The organism is Proteus myxofaciens ATCC 19692, assembly GCF_001654855.1.
Classification (GTDB): Bacteria; Pseudomonadota; Gammaproteobacteria; order Enterobacterales; family Enterobacteriaceae; genus Proteus; species Proteus myxofaciens.
Genome location: NZ_LXEN01000024.1, coordinates 1 through 17056, shown reverse-complemented (window position 1 = coordinate 17056; position 17056 = coordinate 1). Strand labels below are relative to the sequence as shown.

Here is a 17056-nt window from a genome sequence, read left to right as displayed (position 1 = left end):
TCTTCATTATTACTTAAGATTATTAGTGATATTTTAGATTTCTCAAAAATTGAATCCAAACAACTTAAAATAGATGCTAAACCGTTTAATTGTCGCCAAGTTGTCTCTTTTGTCATTTCTAACTATTTACCTTTAATCGCCAAAAAAGAGTTAGGTATTTACTGCTTTATTGAACCTGACGTTCCTAAAATTGTGAATAGCGATCCTGTTCGTGTACAGCAAGTTATTTCAAATTTATTAAATAACAGTATTAAATTTACAACAACAGGTTGTATTACATTGCATCTTTATAAAGATGACTGTTATCTCTATTTTGATATTCATGATACAGGCCGTGGAATTAGTGAAAAAGCCTTATATGAATTATTTGAGCCTTTCTTTCAAGTATCACAAAATACGGAATGTGCATCAGAAGGAACAGGGTTAGGATTAGCGATTTGTGAGAAGCTTATTAATTTAATGGACGGTGATATCAGTGTTGTTTCTCAAGAAGGTGTTGGGAGTCGCTTTACAATTCGAATACCGCTATACGGTATATTAGAAGATAATGAGCACCATTCTAAAAAGAATATTTATAAAGATAATCCTATTCGCTGTTTTGTTGAGATAAAAAATCTCTACTTAGAGAAATTTATCAAACGCTATCTATGTTATTTCGGCTTAAACTGTCAATTTCTAACAGAAAATGTACAACTTTCTGAACAAGATTTTATTATCACAGACTATGATGGTGAGAGATATCAACATTGCCAATATATTCGTATTAATGAACACTATTTAGAGCCAGCAAAAAAAATAACTGACAATACATGGATATGTAGTGCTTATAAACTCAATGAGCTCACTAACATTTTGCTCCAACTTCCACAAAAAATGCCTGAATTAGCGAGTGGAAAAATAAAAGGATTTGATAAAGATGATAGCTTACAATCGCTCATTGTTCTTATTGTTGATGATCATCCGATAAATCGATTACTGTTGACTGATCAATTAAATAAAATTGGTTTTAGTACTGCGACAGCAGAGGATGGTTGTGATGCACTTAAATTTATGGCGAATAATCATATTGATATTATCTTGACTGATGTGAATATGCCTAATATGAATGGCTATCAATTGGCAACAAAAGTGAGAGAAATGGGGCTGTTAATACCGATTATTGGTGTGACAGCAAATGCGATAGCAGAAGAAAAACAACGTTGCATTAGTGCTGGAATGAATGATTGTGTATCGAAACCGGTCTCTATAAATATATTAAAAGATATATTATTAAATAATATAACAATAAAATAAATAGAAAATAATTACTTTAAATAATAATAAAAATGGGTCAATTATTGTTCTTTTTTTTATTTCATCATAACTCATTTTCATTTTTAATAAGTGATAATTGAAAAGGTCATTAATTGGATACTTAATAATCTATATAAGCGTAATAATATTAAGATAACTAACTATGATAGATTACGATAGGAAGCAAGCTAAATAATATAATTTAACCATAAGTAGAAGGTTAATATTCAGATTATAAAAAGCAGAGAAGCTCTCTTAATTGATACGAGCTTCCTGATTTTATAATTATTGCATAGATGAATCGACAAAGATTAATCTAGTCGATTTAATTCCTTATCTATAGTTACTGATGATAAGTAGTTAAGAAGGGCGATATCGTTATCAACACCTAGTTTCATCATTGCAGATTTTTTCTGGCTACTAATCGTTTTAATACTACGATTAAGTTTTTTGGCAATTTCTGTAACTAAAAAACCTTCAGCAAATAGTCTTAGCACTTCACTTTCTTTAGGCGATAAACGCTTGTCGCCATACCCATTTGCATTTACTTTCTCAAGTAGTTTCGCAACGCTTTCAGGCATAAATTTCTTGCCTTTTTGAAGTGATGCTAATGCTTTAGGTAAGTCTGTCGGTGCGCCTTGCTTAAGTACGATGCCTTCAATTTCAAGGTCAAGCACAGCACTTAAGATAGCAGGGTTATTATTCATTGTTAGTACAATAATAGACAGATTTGGATAGTGTCTTTTTATATACTTAATCAATGTAATACCATCACCATATTTATCACCGGGCATAGATAAGTCAGTGATTAGTGCATCTGCATTTAGCTTAGATAAGTTATTGATAAGAGAGGTTGAATCTTCAAACTCACCAACAACATTTACCCACTCTATTTGTTCTAAAGATTTTCGAATACCGAATAAAACAATTGGATGATCATCGGCAATAATAATATTAAGGTTATTCATGTTTAATTGTTACCTTGCTGCAGCAACTGTTGTATCCATTTATCCAGTTGAGTGATACGTTCTTTAATCTCTAATTCATTATGATTTTTTATGTCACGCTCTAAATATTCACAGTTCTCTTTGAGATACTCTAAATCTAACATGGCAAAAACCCCTTTTAGACGATGAGCCGTCTGCGCTAGAGAATGAAAGTCTTTATTTATTGCTTCTATATGTAGCTTTTCAACATCAATTGGAACAGTACTGATAAATAACTCCTTATAATCACTACTATTCAACTTCTGTCTATAATTATTAAAAATTACTTCGTGATTATCAAGGTTATTATTTTTATTTAAAATATAATCTTGATTATCTTCTAGAGGAAATGGCTCATTTTCTTCAATCAAATAAGTAATCGCTTCTATTAAGGCATCACCGAAGTTAAAGTTACATTTTATTAAATCTTTCGATATTTTTTCGAATCCAACAATAGAACTTACTAATAATATTGTTGCTGAACTGGGATTATCATCCAGAGTATCTTTAAGTATGATATCGTATTCAGAATAAAGATTCTCTTTATTTTTATCAAAGTAATTTGCACCATATTTATCAAGCTGTTGGCGAATGATTTTTCCTATTTCAGGATTTTTTATCTCAAGTTTTGCATTTATTCCTTCTAATAGAATGTTAAATTGGCGCTCTTGTGTATCTATATGCTGGTATGGCAGTATGATTTGAAAGTGTGAGCCTATCCCTTCTTGGCTTTTAATTATTAACTTACCTTCAATTTTGTTACAGAGTAGGTGGCATAAATAAAAGATAATACCTGAGTTAGAATAATATTTATCACCAATTGCTTGACCAATAAATGGATATTTTATATTGGCAATATCTTGTTGCGTTAACCCACTGCCACTATCAATAATATCAATCACTATTTCTTCGTTTTTATCTTTATTCTGAACTAGATTTAAGTTTACCGTAATTTTTCCATAGTTAGTCGTGCTTATGGCATAATTAATCAATGATAAAATAATCTTACTTAATGCAGGGCCATCATTAATTAAAAGTAAACCAGGCCTTATATTATTATGAAAATAAAGCGTTAATCCTTTTCTGGTCATAAATGGAGTTGCTGTTAATAGGATAGATTCAACCAGAGTGGATAATTCAAATTCATCATTATGAACTTTCCATTCTTGACTTTCTAACTTATTAATTAGAATAATATTTTCTATCCACTCAGAAATATAGTTTGTTTTTTCTAAAAGTCGGCTAAGCAATTGTCGATGGATATTATCAGGTAGTAGTTCTCTAAATTGATATACCATTTCATTAATATCTTTGATAGGTCGCATTAACTCTGATGACATATTAGATAAGATTTTACGTCTCGCAATGGTGTTCTTTTCATATTCTTGTTGTGCTAATTGCAGTTTTTTATTGATAAGAGCTTCATTGTCTTTATTCAGAAAAATGAATAATGAAGTACTATCTATATTATTGTTAGAGCTTGCTCTAATCTCATAAATTTCGTTATTAATTGCAGTTTGGATTAATCCGTTATGCTCTGATGCCATTTGACGGATTTTAGATAGATCAATATGTGGTAATAGCTTTTCCGCATGGCTGTTACAAATTATTTTTTGATTAGATGAAAAATTGTATACCAATAATCCGATAGGAAGATTAGAGATAATATCATTGGTCATCTCTTCTTTTATACGCAAATTACGAGTCATGGCGATATAAGGAGAAACATATCTGTTGCGTATATAAATATGACCAAAAATAGAAACAGAGATAAATGCAAGCAAACTAATGAGTAACCAGACATTTTTATAGGCAATTTCAGCTAAAATTGACTTTAGAGGATACTCATACGATAGAGAGTAAGGTATGCCTTCAATAGGCTGTGAAAAAATAAGTGAAGTCCCATCGGTTGTGACTTCAATGATATTTTTATCGTAAATAGTTTGTTGCCCAGTAGGAAGTAACCTTAAATAGTGAGGTTGCAATTCAGCAGGTAAAAAATTATTTATTGGCAAATCGAAGGCAATAACGCTGGTTAGCTGTCCTGGTACATTAAACATTATTCGATAGGTATAGTAATAGATATTATCTGTAGCCATTTTCCTAATAGGAGAAAGGCTTTCTTTTTCATCTAATGCGGTTGATTGCATTAAAAGCTCAGAACGCTTATTTTCAGCCGTTAAAGTTAAATAACTTTCTTTATAACGAATTTCAGGTTTAAGCACAGAATGAGTTGTGATTAAGATAAGATCATTACCTTTACCATTAAGGTAATAAAGCGAGTTGTAATCATTACGCACACCCCAAAGAATTTCGAGAGATGAGGCGAAACGCTGTGCTAATTGAAACGTTTGTTCATTAGGTTTACCAAAGACGATAGTATCAACGGTTTGCTCTCGCCCTTCAAGCCAATAGACATCAGCACGTAATTTTATTGGATTAATTTTAAGGGGTGGGAATGTACTGGTATCTGAAATTTTATTTGAAAGCTGAAATAATTGATTAGAGTGATAACGATAATCTTCAACCTGTAAAGCAAAACGATAGGTTGTATTGTTAAGCGCACTTTTTTTGCTTTCTAACCATGTATCAAAATAACTGTATGCATATAGAAAAAGTGAGATCGCCAGAAAAAGAAGAAATAAGGCATAAAGGCGAGTCAATGTGTTCGGCTTTGGTTGGTTCGATATACGCATTCAGTTTGCGAGCCTTCAAGAAACAATGTGAATAAAAAGAAAATAAGATAAGTCGCTATCACTATCCAGCCATTATATTAGCAGGTTATTACTCTAAAAGGGATATTCGGATGAACTTTGAGCAAATAAACAAAAAAATCATTTTTTTTACATTGAAAGCTAGACAGAGGCCTCAGATATAGGCATAATTCTGCGCCATGGAAGGATGGCCGAGTGGCTGAAGGCAGCGGTCTTGAAAACCGCCGATGGGAAACCATCCTAGAGTTCGAATCTCTATCCTTCCGCCAGAATTAGCCGGCTTAGCTCAGTTGGTAGAGCAACTGACTTGTAATCAGTAGGTCACCAGTTCGACTCCGGTAGCCGGCACCATATAAGAACCCGTTATCTTGCAAAAGATAGCGGGTTTTTTGTATCCGCATTTATAACCGATCAATTTATTTTATCCTTAACTGCATTTTTTGATTTATATTTTGTATCTTCATCAAAACTCACTCTCTCAATTTTATTCTTTTTACTTTTTTTTGATAACGAAAAATAACAATATAAATGCATAGAAATTGCTAAAATTTAGCCACTATATTAATACGTTATCTGTTTTTAATGTGAAATAGAACGAAGTTTAAGCAAACAGACAATAAAACTCCTTTTTTTCGTCATCAGGACTAGACAGAGGCCACAGATATGGGCATAATTCTGCGCTATGGAAGGATGGCCGAGTGGCTGAAGGCAGCGGTCTTGAAAACCGCCGATGGGAAACCATCCTAGAGTTCGAATCTCTATCCTTCCGCCAGAATTAGCCGGCTTAGCTCAGTTGGTAGAGCAACTGACTTGTAATCAGTAGGTCACCAGTTCGACTCCGGTAGCCGGCACCATATAAGAACCCGTTATCTTGCAAAAGATAGCGGGTTTTTTCTTTTATTAACTTCACTATCCTTTTAGTTGAACTAAATATAATAATCCAAAGAAGCTAACCAATTTTCAACGTTGAATCATTAATATAGCAAAATAAAAGTATACTGATTAAAAACTACCAACCCATCACTGACCAGTTAAATACACGACCTAATATTTTTACTTCTTCAAATGTTGAACTTTCATCAGGATAATCAATAGAATTATAACTACGAATAATAATTTTATTATTTGGTAGACGATGTAGTATCTTAATCCTCAACAAGTCACCTTGTTCTATTGCATAAATCCCACCATCAACAATTTTAGTATGCCCTGTACTAATAGTGACAACAGAGCCATCAGGAATAACAGGAGACATGCTATCGCCATGCACTTTAAATGCTACAGCTTCACTAGGTTGTACGCCATATTGATTAAGCGTAGAGCGAGAGAATCTCAATAGTTTCGCCTTTTGATTATCAATAGCACAGCTTCCATAGCCGGCTGCTAATTCAATAGAAGGATAAAAAGGAATTTCAACCTCATCTCTCTCTATAGGTGTATTAATGTCCCATTGTTCGACAAGTGTCATTTCATTGATTGATATGCCATCATTTCTTTTCGCACCACGCCCATACTCTAGCCATTCAGGGCGAATATCAAGCCACTGACTGAGTGCTAAAATATTACTAGATTCAGGAATTGCTTCACTATTTAGCCATTTCCATACAGCAGGGCTACTGACTTTGATGCTTTGATTCGCGAGTGCATCCATGATTCTTTTTCCTAGTCCTCTTCCTGCGACTCCAGCATCTAAACAGGCTTCTTGAAGACGTTTTGTAAACGCTATTTTATTATCATTTTTAACCATTGGTTAATTTCCTGTATCACTTGACGTCATCTCTAATTTGAATATATCATTAACCAATGGTTAATTAAAGTGATATATATTAACTAAGTTTACTGGAAGTAAGTACAACTAATATGCCTCATATAAGGATATCAAAGTGCAATATGATAGGAAATCAAAGGAACACCAGATGAGACAGGTAAATCATCTCAACTATTTTTCACCAACAGGTATTATTTTTAATAATACACTGGCAATTAAAATTGCAAATTCTCTCACCACAACTGATTCAATGAGCTTATTACGATTGGCAATAGAAAGGGGTAGAGCAAGTACTATTCTCGATGAAAAGCCATCATAATCTAAATGATGAGCGATTAGACGTACTTTATAATTTTAATAAACCATATTGGGTTCTAATACCGTTTGTTTTATATATACGGCTATTAAATATGCTCTTCTTAACTTTACTTAATTATCTTAAATAATGTCCCAGTGTATTTGAGGTCGCTAAGTGCGCCATTAGTTATGTTGTATCAAGGCTTAATACTATTAATAAATTTGTCAAAATAGGAATAATAAAATGAAAAAAATAGCACGAGGTGAGCGAAATAATAATCCAGGTAATTTACGTCACGGTTCAAATTGGCAAGGGCTATCCCTACTACAAACGGATAAAGAATTTTGTCAATTTATTTCACCTGAGTTTGGTATAAGAGCAATATATAAACTATTAAAAACCTATCAAAGCAAACATGGCTTAAATACAGTTTCAATGATTATCAATCGTTATGCACCCGCTAATGAAAATAATACAAATAGCTATATTGATAGGATTGAAAAAGAAATAAATATACATAAAGATAAACCTGTTAATACGAAATCAAAACTAGAAATGATCCCGCTTGTTATTGCTATTGTTACTGTTGAGTTAGGATATCAACCTTATTCTAAAATAGTATTTGAAAATGCATGGAATTTATTATGAAATACTTTTCTAATATCATTATGTTTATCATTTTTATTTTATTTATTGCTATGTTATGGCTTGTTAAAGAAAATAAAAGCCTTAAGAAAAAAAATCAAATGGTGAATAATCAGTTATCACAACAGGTAGCAATAAATAGTCATTATCAGTATAGAGTTGAACAATTAAATCGAATGGATAATCAGCATATACAGGAAATAACCAATGCTAAAAATGAGATTGATAGGTTACGTTTGCTTGCTGAGCGCAGTCCTGAGCGGGTGTATATCAACGCAAAATGTCCAAAAAACGCAGATAATTCCGCCACCCGCGTGGATGATGCAATCACCGCCAGAGCTTCTGACACCGCTATCAGAAATTATTGGCTACTCAGAGAACGAATTGCCTTATCAAAACAAATGATTCAAGGGTTACAAGACTATATTAATACAGAATGTTTAAGTAAAAATGAGTTTAAACTTTAAAAAAATAAAGTGAAATATTAATAATGCTATAAAGACACCCTAGAATATAATTATAAGTTCAGGGTGTTTTTTATTTAAAATTAATTTATTTAGATAATAATAATTTTAAATAAAAAATATTAAATTAAAACGAATAGCCTAAAAGATCCTCTTTTTATTATAAAACAATATAACTCAGCTAAATAAAGAAAATATCAATGCCATAGGAAAGCTCATTGGCCATGTTATAGCGATTAAAAATGCACTTAATAGTCGCATAGCAAGGCTGGGGTCTTTCGTTAAAAAGAAAGTGATAATAAAAGATACAGCGGCACCAATAAGATAGCCAATTCCAACAGTAGCAATGGTAGACATAACAAATTCATTCAGTAAGTAAATTGTGAAGATTGTACTCGAAATTTGTTAAAGAAACAGGGTAAGCGCGCAAATTTTTGCATAAATGTCACTAATAATGTGTTTTTTTTACACTATTGTCTTATTTTTGTTCTCAAATTTATTTCATTTGAGCAAAATCAGATAGTCACAAAGTAGACATCAATAACTGAAAATATATTTTTAATATATTGATTTTTATGTGTTAATTTAAACAAATATTATTGTAATATTGCTTATTTTGGTTGAGTACCCAATAAAATGGTGTGTATTATTTTTTAGTTTAATATGATTGTTTTTTGAACTTTCTTCTATATTTATTTTAGGGCAAAATAAAACTGTACCAAATATATGATGTTAACTATCAAATTTTTAATATCCTTAAAAATTAATTGATTACAGAAATGGAAAAGTGTATTTCTCATAAATACTCTACAGATAAGATAGCTAAAAAATATTGCTTAATGGAATTAAGTATTTGCTAGGATGCAACTTAAATCCTCTTTCCATACCAGAAAGAGGATTTATTTTTATGTAATTTCTTTCAAACGAGATATTTTATAAAAATCCTGATTTTAAGGTGCTATTCTGATGAGAATAGCGTAGGTTAATCCATCATGGTTAACACCTTATTTTAATTATTTAATAGATCATTTGGTGATTTTTATGAATCCTTATCAACCTGTTGTTACGTTTTGGTTTGACGAATGCACACCTGAACAGTGGTTTAAAAAAGATGCTACGTTTGATAATGAAATTCAACGTCGGTTTGGTGATTTATGTCTTAGTGCAAGCCGTGGTGAACTTGCATCATGGCGAGAAACCATTGAAGGTCGTTTGGGTGAAATTATCATATTAGATCAATTTTCTCGTAATATTTGGCGAGACACGCCACAAGCCTTTGCTCAAGATAATATGGCTTTAGTTTTAGCTCAAGAAGCAAGTCGTTTACCTGATTATTTGGCATTAACGCCAACAAAACGAAAATTTGTGATAATGCCATTTATGCACTCAGAATCTGCTAAAATTCATGAAGATGCTATCACTCTGTTTTCTCAGCTTAATGATGAAAAAACGTATGAATATGAGCTTAGACATAAAGAGATTATTGATAAATTTGGTCGTTTTCCTCACCGTAATAAAATTCTAGGTAGAGAATCGACACCAGAAGAAATTGAATTTTTACAGCAACCCGGTTCCTCTTTCTAATCATAGATTAAAAGTCTTAATATAGATAATCAATATTGAGGCTTTTATTCTCTAAAATACAAAACAAAATATTACATCAGATCCTCATTATCCTAAAATGGTAGTAGGAGATATTTGTATTAATGATATTTGTAATATATACAGAACTCTTGATATTGAATAAGCGCCTACTTCTTCTTATATTTATGCACAGAATTATTTAGTTAACAAAATAAGGACTGAATAAGTATTTTACTTATTCAGTCCTTTTTATTTTATTTATAAATTATCGTTTTATTAACCACACTACATGGTAATTTGCCATAAATTATAAAATGCGATACGTCCTGATAATTCCGCTAGGATAATCGCGGCTGCACATGTTGCTAATGTCATACGTGAAGCTTGTGTTTTTAGGGATGCAAAACCAACAACCATAATACCTAATGCTAATACAGCTAATTGGAAGCCCCAGAAAACAGATTGTTCAGCGCCTAATTCTGGTGCTGTAAAGCCAAGGAAGCTTACATAACCAGAACGTGCAGCTAATGTAATAACAGCACCAATGATAAATGACAGTGCACCTAAACGTCTTGCGCCAGTGGCTAGTGCAAGCGCACCACCGCCAACTAATAATGTCATCCAAAATTGCAGTGTAGTGTAATCAGTATTCCAGTTAGCAATTGTTGGTAAGTGATAAACTTGTGGTATTGACCATACAAATGCTAACCCAAAAATAACGGTAAATAGATTACAAATTTCACGTAAGCCATTCCATTTCTTCATTATGGTTAATGCCACGGTAACAAAGGCAAAACCGGTGAATATACCACTTAGGAAAGCTTCGTTACTCATAGGAGAACGGCCAACACCTAATAGCATATTGAAAAAACGTAATGGTTGACCAACATGTAATCCACCAATCGCTAAGCCTACTAATATAAAAATAAGCGCGACGATATTGGCATTACGTAGTTGTGCAGCATCAATCTGACCTAATTTTTTACTGATATAAGCAATAAGAAATAAGCCTGCTGATGAGGCGCCTAACACAGTAAAAAAGACTAGAGGAAGTTCATGCATGGTTTATACCTCCGCCGCATTTTGAACTGAACCCGTTTTATCGCCAGAAGGTTTTGCTTCTTTATGTGCCTTAATAACGATATTAGGATGTGTTAAGTTAGGATCAGGCATTGGTGCAATACCACACTCAGTACCATGTTTTGCTCTAAGCACTTCAATGTCGTCAAAATCGAGTGCTCGTTGAGGGCAAGACTCAACACAAACGGGTTTCATTCCTTTTGCGACACGTTCATAACAACCATCACACTTAGACATCACTTTTTTCTTCTCGTCAAATTGCGGTGCGCCATAAGGGCAACGTAATTCACAATAGCGACATCCTACACAAACATCTTGATTAACAACAACTAAACCATCTTCTTCTCGTTTATGCATTGCACCTGTAGGACAACCCGCTACACAAGTTGGATTAGAGCAGTGATTACAAGAAATAGATAAATAATAACTATAGATATTTTGTGTCCAAATCCCGTCTTGTTTAGCCCAATTACCGCCGCCATATTCATAAACACGACGAAATTTAGGCCCTAAATCGAGATCTTTTTCATCCTTGCAACTGACTTGACACGTTTTACAGCCAGTACATTTAGTGGAGTCAAAATAAAAACCATATTGCTTCATGAGTTAACTCCTTATGCACGTTTCACTTCAACAAGGTTTGTATGTTGTGGATTACCTTTAGCAAACGGCGATGGATGCCAGCTTGTTAAGGTATTAATACATCCACCTTTATCTACACCTGTTGTATCAAGTGAACGCCATGCACCTTGCGGTACAGCAATCACACCAGGTAATACACGATCTGTCACTTTAACGAGAATATTTAAACGACCACGTTCGTTATAAATTTCGGCAATATCACCAGATTTTAAGCCACGCTCTTGTGCATCAACAGGATTTAACCAAAATTGATGAGGAATTGCTTCTCGTAACATTGCAACATTAAAGTAAGTTGAATGAACGTGTCCTTTATCGTGGAAACCCGTCATTTGCAGAGGGAATTTCTCTTTTAATTTAACGTTTTCTACACCTTCATTATTCTTACAATATTCAGGAATAGCAGGAATACGATCGCCTTCTGGTAATATCCAACCATCGGTATCTTGCATCAGTTTTTCTGAGTAAATCTCAATTTTACCAGATGCAGTTTTAAGTGGATTTGCAGTAGGATTTTGACGGAATGCCTCTAATGCCACGTATTTATCGCGACTTGGCAATTTACGATCGACAATACCCATATCATTAGTTTCTGCGAAAGAAGGTAAAGCAGGATTATCTGCTTTGACTTTGTTATAGCAGAATTCTATCCATTCTTGGTAAGTACGACCTTCAGTAAATTTCTCTCTTACACCCATTTTTTCAGCGATATCCGCTAAAACATCATAATTAGGGCGATTTTCCCATAATGGTTCAATGGCATTTTGTAAGCGAACCATATAGTGATAAGCACCACTAGCGTAAGAGTTATTGATTAAATCGTTAGTTTCAACAGTTGTTACGTCAGGTAATAAAATATCCGCATATTTTGCTGATGGTGTCATGTGGTTATCCCACACTAAAATAAACTCACATTTAGATTCATCTTGCAGTAAATCATGCGTTTTATTTAAATCAGCATGCTGATTACCAATAACATTACTGGAATAGCACCATAAGAATTTAATGCTGGTATCCAATTTATCTTTATTACGTACACCCGCATTTTTGCTTGTAAGTTCTTCACCACGAGCAACAGCTTCAGACCACATAAAGGTTGGAATTAACGTTTTAACAGGATTAGGAATTGCAAAACTTGCAACAGGGTATTCAATACTGCCCCCCCAACAACCTGTATTTGTACCAGGACGACCGATATTACCTGACATCAACGGTAGCATCATGATAGAACGACAAGCTTGTTCTCCATTACTGGTACGTTGAATCCCCCAGCCTTGAGATATCCAAGCGGCTCTAGCATTGCCAATTTCACGTGCTAATTGAATAATACGAGCAACAGAGATGCCCGTCAGCTTACTTGCCCATTCTGGTGTTTTTGCAATACCATCAGGACCATTACCTAAAATATAATCTTTATAAGATCCATTTTCAGGTGCTGATTCAGGGAGTGTTTGTTTATCCCAACCTACGCAATATTCACGTAAGAAATCTTCATCAGTCAGACCTTCTTGGATCATGACATAACCTAATGCAGCAACTAATGCAGCATCAGTACCAGGATAAATAGGTATCCACTCTGCGCCTAATGTAGTCACACTGTCAGTGCGACGAGGGTCAATGATGATAACTTTACTTTTACTCTTATCAAGAGCATTAAGCGTTTCATAGAATTGACCACCACCAGACATACGAGTCTCAGCGAGGTTATGACCAAACATCACCACTAAGTCAGAATTTTCAATCTCTGTTAACAGTGATTCCAACATATCGCCATAAACATAAGGAACAATACCGGTTAATTGTGAATAAGAGTATGTTCCGTAATCGCTTAAGAAGCCACCAACGGTGCTTAATAAACGTTTGCAGGCAGTTCTACCATGTAAATTTGCGCCAGTTGAACCAGTGCCGTATTGGTAATAAATCGCTTCATTACCATAATTTTCGATAGTGTAATTTAGCTTTTCAGCAATGATAGACGTTGCTTCATCCCATGAGATACGCTCAAATTTACCTTCACCACGTTTACCAACACGTTTCATCGGGTATTTTAGACGATCGGGATTATACGTTTTCCAACGAACAGAACGACCACGTAAACATGGACGAATTTGATGTAAACCAAAAGTAGAGTCATCAAACATCGTTTCATTAGAAATACGACGAATAACGCCATCCTTTACATGAACTTTTAAAGGACAACGGCTACCACAGTTTACTAAACATGCACTGTATTTGATGGTTTCAGACGTCTCATCAGGACGGATTCCCTGGGGTGTTTGAGCATTAACAGCGAAAGGTAATGAAACCGATCCTGCTACAGCGGCTGCGCCAGAAAGAAGGGCAGCTGACTGAATGAACCCACGCCGGCTCATTTCAGTAATAGAAGCTTTATTTTTAATTTTTGACATTGACATTACCCTAACATTTTTTACAACAAGTAAAGTTGTATGACTATGTTAAGTTATAACCCTTATACCTATAATGATTTATATCAATTTAAAAAATGTTAATAAGGTTATCTAAAAAAATAATTATTAAACAACTGGTTACATTTATGGGTTAATACCACTTAAGTAGTAAAAAAATGTTAATCAAATAGAGTTTATCAATCAATCGAAATATAAAAAATTACACATCGATAATAAAGTTATTATGTAAAAAACAAGATTGTTAATAATGTAATAAAATAGAACTTGTTGAAATTAGTGAAATTAAATTAGAACAAACATTGAAAATAAGCTTACTTTTTCAGGTTGCCGTAAAAATTCGACAAAAAAATCAATATTTTTTCCTATTTAGCAACTAATCAATAATACTTAAGTACATGAATAACAAACCACACCCTACTTAATAACCGATAAGGACAGTTGAAATGAACAGTAGTCGTAGAAATTTTATACTAGGTTCTTCTGCTTTAGCCACAATGGCGATTACGCAAAAAGCAATAGCTTCTAGTGATCCTCTGATAGAGAGTGCAAAGAAAAAACTACGTTTATTAGTACTTAATCCGAATACTTCAAATAAATTTACTCAACTTATTGTTTCAGAAACGATTAAAGCCGCGGGTGATAATGTTGAAGTGGTTGGGTTAACCTCTGATTTTGGGCCTGACTATATCGGTAGTGAAGTCGCAATTGGTATCGCGATGCATTCACTCATTGATATGATGGCAAAACAAATTAAAAATGATGCTCAATTTGATGCGGCAATTATTGCAGGTTTTGGATGTGGTGAAGCCGCAATCTTGCAAGAAATGGTACCTTTCCCTGTCATTGGTCTTCTTGAAGCCTCTCTTTCTACTGCTTTATTATTTGGACGTAAATTTTCAATTTTATCTGGTGGTGAAAAGTGGAAGCCAATATTAGAAAAACAAGTTGAGAACTTTGGGTTAGCAAGCCGACTTGCTTCTGTGAGAACCGTTTCAATGACAGGAGCTGAAATTGTTGAAAATCCTGATAAAGCCTATGACATGATAGTCGAATTAAGCGAAACCTGTGCACAAAAAGATGGTGCTTCATGTGTTATTTTAGGAGGGGCTGCACTAGCCGGTTTCCCAGCGATTATTCATGATAGAGTCAGTGTGCCACTGATTGATAATCTAGCCGTGACGATTTCAACGGCACTTACGCTCGCAAAATATGTTCCTCAGCCTAATCGAAGTCACCAAACGCCATCACCTTCTATGGGAAGTAAAAATTTATCGCCAGAACTTGCAGATTTTTTAGCGAACAAGCCATAAGTTAATAAAAATAAAAAGGCGGGAAATCCCCGCCTTAGTGTAATAATAAGAACAAAAGCTTATCTTCTTTCTTATTGATAATGAGTAAACTAATGTACGCTATTTTCGACAGGCAATTTAATTGACCTTACATCATTTCCTGTTGGTGATTGATGCACTCTTAAGCCAAATTGTGGCAAGATCGCAAAAATATGATCAAAAATATCTGATTGAATGGCTTCATATTGAACCCATGCTGTCGTATTTGAAAACGCGTAGATTTCAATTGGCAATCCATCATTTGTTGGTGCTAATTGTCTTACCATAATTGTCATTTGCTTATGGATATTTGGATGATTTTTCAAATAGGCCTCGACATAAGCCCGAAATGTTCCCACATTTGTCATGCCTCGTTGATTTAATGGTACTTTACTATCTTCACTTAATTCTGCATTAAAATGTTTAATTTCATCGGCTTTATTCTTAATATAAGGCTCTAATAGCTGAGCTTTTTCTAAATCTTCTTGTTGTTGTTGACTTAAAAAATGAATACTTGTGATATCCACAGAGAGGCTACGCTTAATTCGTCGCCCACCTGAATTCGTCATTTCTTGCCAGTTTTTAAAAGAATCAGAAATAAGTGCATAGGTAGGGATAGTAGTAACTGTATTATCCCAGTTACGTACTTTAACGGTTGTTAAGCTAATATCAATAACTGCACCGTCAGCACCATATTTAGGCATTTCTAACCAATCGCCTAAAGTTATCATGTTATTTGCAGATAACTGAATACCGGCAACAAGCCCCATTATTGGATCTTTAAAGACCAACATTAATACGGCTGTCATGGCACCTAAACCACTAAGTAAAATTAGCGGTGATTTACCGATTAGCAGCGAAATAATCATTATCCCTATAAGGACAGATGCTGCTAGTTTTAAACTTTGAAAAATTCCCTTTAATGGAAGACGGCCTAAAGAAGAAGAGCTTCTCATTCCTTGTAAACAGAGATCCATTACAGAGAAAATCATTAATAGACCAAAAATCAAGCACCATGCTTGTGCTGAGGTTGTTAATATTTCTTGGATTTTTCCAGGCCCCATCCATAACAATGCCTGAATATTAACAACAATACCTTGAATTAAAAAAGCAAAACGACTGAGTAATTTTTTTATTTCAAAGGATATTTGCCATTTTTTATCAAACTTACTAAAAAGTTTAGCCATTTTAGGAAGCACTAATTTGTGCAAAATAAAATGAAGAACAACAGCGACAATAACGATAATGAGTAGAACGAGCAAAAGGGATGTAATTTGAGCGTATTCTTCAGTGAATTGACGAATCCATGTTAGCAGTTGCTGCTGCATAATTAATCCTCATAGTAAAGGTGTATTTAATTTCAAAGGTATAGGGTATCAAGTTTAGTCTAACTAAGTGAAATTTATGTTACAAAAAATGCGTGCGGGATAAATTAGGGAGTAATTAAGATATTAATAAAGAAGAGAATAAACAGAAAAAGCCAGAAATAGCAAATTTTTATGAAAAAACTATTTTTGGCTTTGTTTCACGTTTGTTTGTAATTCAATAAATTACAGTAAACGTGATGAAGATAAATGCACAACAACCTGATGTAACTGAGCAATAAAAGAAGTCATTGATTTCATGTTAATTGTCCTGTTGATAAAATGTGATGTGTATCACAAATATTTTCTAGAATTGATTTTAATCATTTTTTGAAAACAGTCAATTAGTTTATGCAAATATTTTTTAATATTTAAATTATTTTTTATTTAAAAGGTATTTTTAGCATTATCCTATTCTTCAAACCTTCCTTTTTTATTTTCATCTACTTGTTTTTTAAATAATT

The 17056-nt window shown here is 33.6% G+C and carries 14 protein-coding genes and 4 tRNA genes; 10 read left to right on the top strand and 8 right to left on the bottom strand.

Annotated elements, in window-relative coordinates; all coding sequences use genetic code 11:
- On the top strand, positions 1-1293 hold a 1293-nt coding region (locus M983_RS02780; protein WP_157091915.1), incomplete at its 5' end, for a response regulator.
- Positions 1294-1604: 311 nt separating this feature from the next.
- Here M983_RS02780 and rcsB read toward each other — a convergent pair.
- Both rcsB and rcsD read right to left on the bottom strand, forming a co-directional pair.
- Complete coding sequence (gene rcsB, locus M983_RS02775; protein WP_066746684.1) at positions 1605-2261, bottom strand: response regulator transcription factor RcsB; 657 nt, start codon at positions 2259-2261, stop codon at positions 1605-1607.
- Positions 2262-2263: 2 nt separating this feature from the next.
- Positions 2264-4975, bottom strand: a complete 2712-nt coding sequence (gene rcsD, locus M983_RS02770; RefSeq protein WP_066746682.1) for a phosphotransferase RcsD — start codon at positions 4973-4975, stop codon at positions 2264-2266.
- A 199-nt stretch (positions 4976-5174) separates the two neighbouring features.
- Between rcsD and M983_RS02765 the strand changes: the two genes are divergently transcribed.
- From M983_RS02765 to M983_RS02750, 4 genes are all read left to right on the top strand, one after another.
- A tRNA-Ser gene (locus M983_RS02765) sits at positions 5175-5262 on the top strand.
- A gap of 6 nt (positions 5263-5268) precedes the next feature.
- A tRNA-Thr gene (locus M983_RS02760) sits at positions 5269-5344 on the top strand.
- Between the two features lie 333 nt (positions 5345-5677).
- Positions 5678-5765, top strand: a tRNA-Ser gene (locus M983_RS02755).
- A 6-nt stretch (positions 5766-5771) separates the two neighbouring features.
- Positions 5772-5847, top strand: a tRNA-Thr gene (locus tag M983_RS02750).
- A 155-nt stretch (positions 5848-6002) separates the two neighbouring features.
- On the opposite strand, the gene M983_RS02745 is transcribed toward M983_RS02750, so the two are convergent.
- Positions 6003-6740 (bottom strand): S24 family peptidase, encoded by a 738-nt coding sequence (locus M983_RS02745; RefSeq protein ID WP_066746680.1) that lies wholly within the window; start codon positions 6738-6740, stop codon positions 6003-6005.
- A 169-nt stretch (positions 6741-6909) separates the two neighbouring features.
- On the opposite strand from M983_RS02745, the gene M983_RS17345 reads away from it, so the two are divergent.
- The 3 genes from M983_RS17345 to M983_RS02735 all read left to right on the top strand — a co-directional run bounded on the left by M983_RS17345 (position 6910) and on the right by M983_RS02735 (position 8171).
- Positions 6910-7080: a hypothetical protein gene (locus tag M983_RS17345; protein ID WP_157091914.1), complete on the top strand. Its 171-nt coding sequence runs from the start codon at positions 6910-6912 to the stop codon at positions 7078-7080.
- Between the two features lie 222 nt (positions 7081-7302).
- On the top strand, positions 7303-7707 hold the full coding sequence (locus M983_RS02740) for a structural protein (RefSeq protein WP_066746677.1): 405 nt from the start codon (positions 7303-7305) through the stop codon (positions 7705-7707).
- Positions 7704-8171 (top strand): lysis system i-spanin subunit Rz, encoded by a 468-nt coding sequence (locus M983_RS02735; RefSeq protein WP_066746674.1) that lies wholly within the window; start codon positions 7704-7706, stop codon positions 8169-8171. Before M983_RS02740 ends, M983_RS02735 begins: the two co-directional genes overlap by 4 nt.
- Positions 8172-8345: 174 nt before the next feature.
- On the opposite strand, the gene M983_RS02730 is transcribed toward M983_RS02735, so the two are convergent.
- Positions 8346-8525, bottom strand: coding sequence for a GhoT/OrtT family toxin (locus tag M983_RS02730; RefSeq protein WP_066746671.1), 180 nt, complete (start codon positions 8523-8525; stop codon positions 8346-8348).
- Positions 8526-9209: 684 nt separating this feature from the next.
- Here M983_RS02730 and M983_RS02725 point away from each other — a divergent pair.
- On the top strand, positions 9210-9752 hold the full coding sequence (locus M983_RS02725; protein ID WP_066746667.1) for a DUF924 family protein: 543 nt from the start codon (positions 9210-9212) through the stop codon (positions 9750-9752).
- Between the two features lie 285 nt (positions 9753-10037).
- Here M983_RS02725 and M983_RS02720 read toward each other — a convergent pair whose 3' ends face one another.
- From M983_RS02720 to M983_RS02710, 3 genes are read right to left on the bottom strand one after another with little or no spacing between them, the layout of a single operon-like run.
- The gene (locus tag M983_RS02720; protein ID WP_066746663.1) at positions 10038-10814 is read right to left on the bottom strand and encodes a dimethyl sulfoxide reductase anchor subunit family protein; all 777 of its coding nucleotides are present in this window, start codon (positions 10812-10814) and stop codon (positions 10038-10040) included.
- A 3-nt stretch (positions 10815-10817) separates the two neighbouring features.
- Positions 10818-11435 carry a DMSO/selenate family reductase complex B subunit gene (locus tag M983_RS02715; RefSeq protein ID WP_066746660.1) on the bottom strand — a complete coding sequence of 206 codons (618 nt, stop codon included), beginning with the start codon at positions 11433-11435 and terminating at the stop codon, positions 10818-10820.
- Between the two features lie 11 nt (positions 11436-11446).
- Positions 11447-13885, bottom strand: a complete 2439-nt coding sequence (locus tag M983_RS02710; protein WP_157091913.1) for a DMSO/selenate family reductase complex A subunit — start codon at positions 13883-13885, stop codon at positions 11447-11449.
- Between the two features lie 458 nt (positions 13886-14343).
- On the opposite strand from M983_RS02710, the gene M983_RS02705 reads away from it, so the two are divergent.
- Positions 14344-15210: an aspartate/glutamate racemase family protein gene (locus M983_RS02705; RefSeq protein WP_066746655.1), complete on the top strand. Its 867-nt coding sequence runs from the start codon at positions 14344-14346 to the stop codon at positions 15208-15210.
- Positions 15211-15299: 89 nt separating this feature from the next.
- Here the strand turns inward: M983_RS02705 and M983_RS02700 are convergent, their stop codons facing one another.
- On the bottom strand, positions 15300-16556 hold the full coding sequence (locus M983_RS02700; RefSeq protein WP_066746651.1) for a mechanosensitive ion channel family protein: 1257 nt from the start codon (positions 16554-16556) through the stop codon (positions 15300-15302).
- Positions 16557-17056 lie beyond the last annotated feature (500 nt).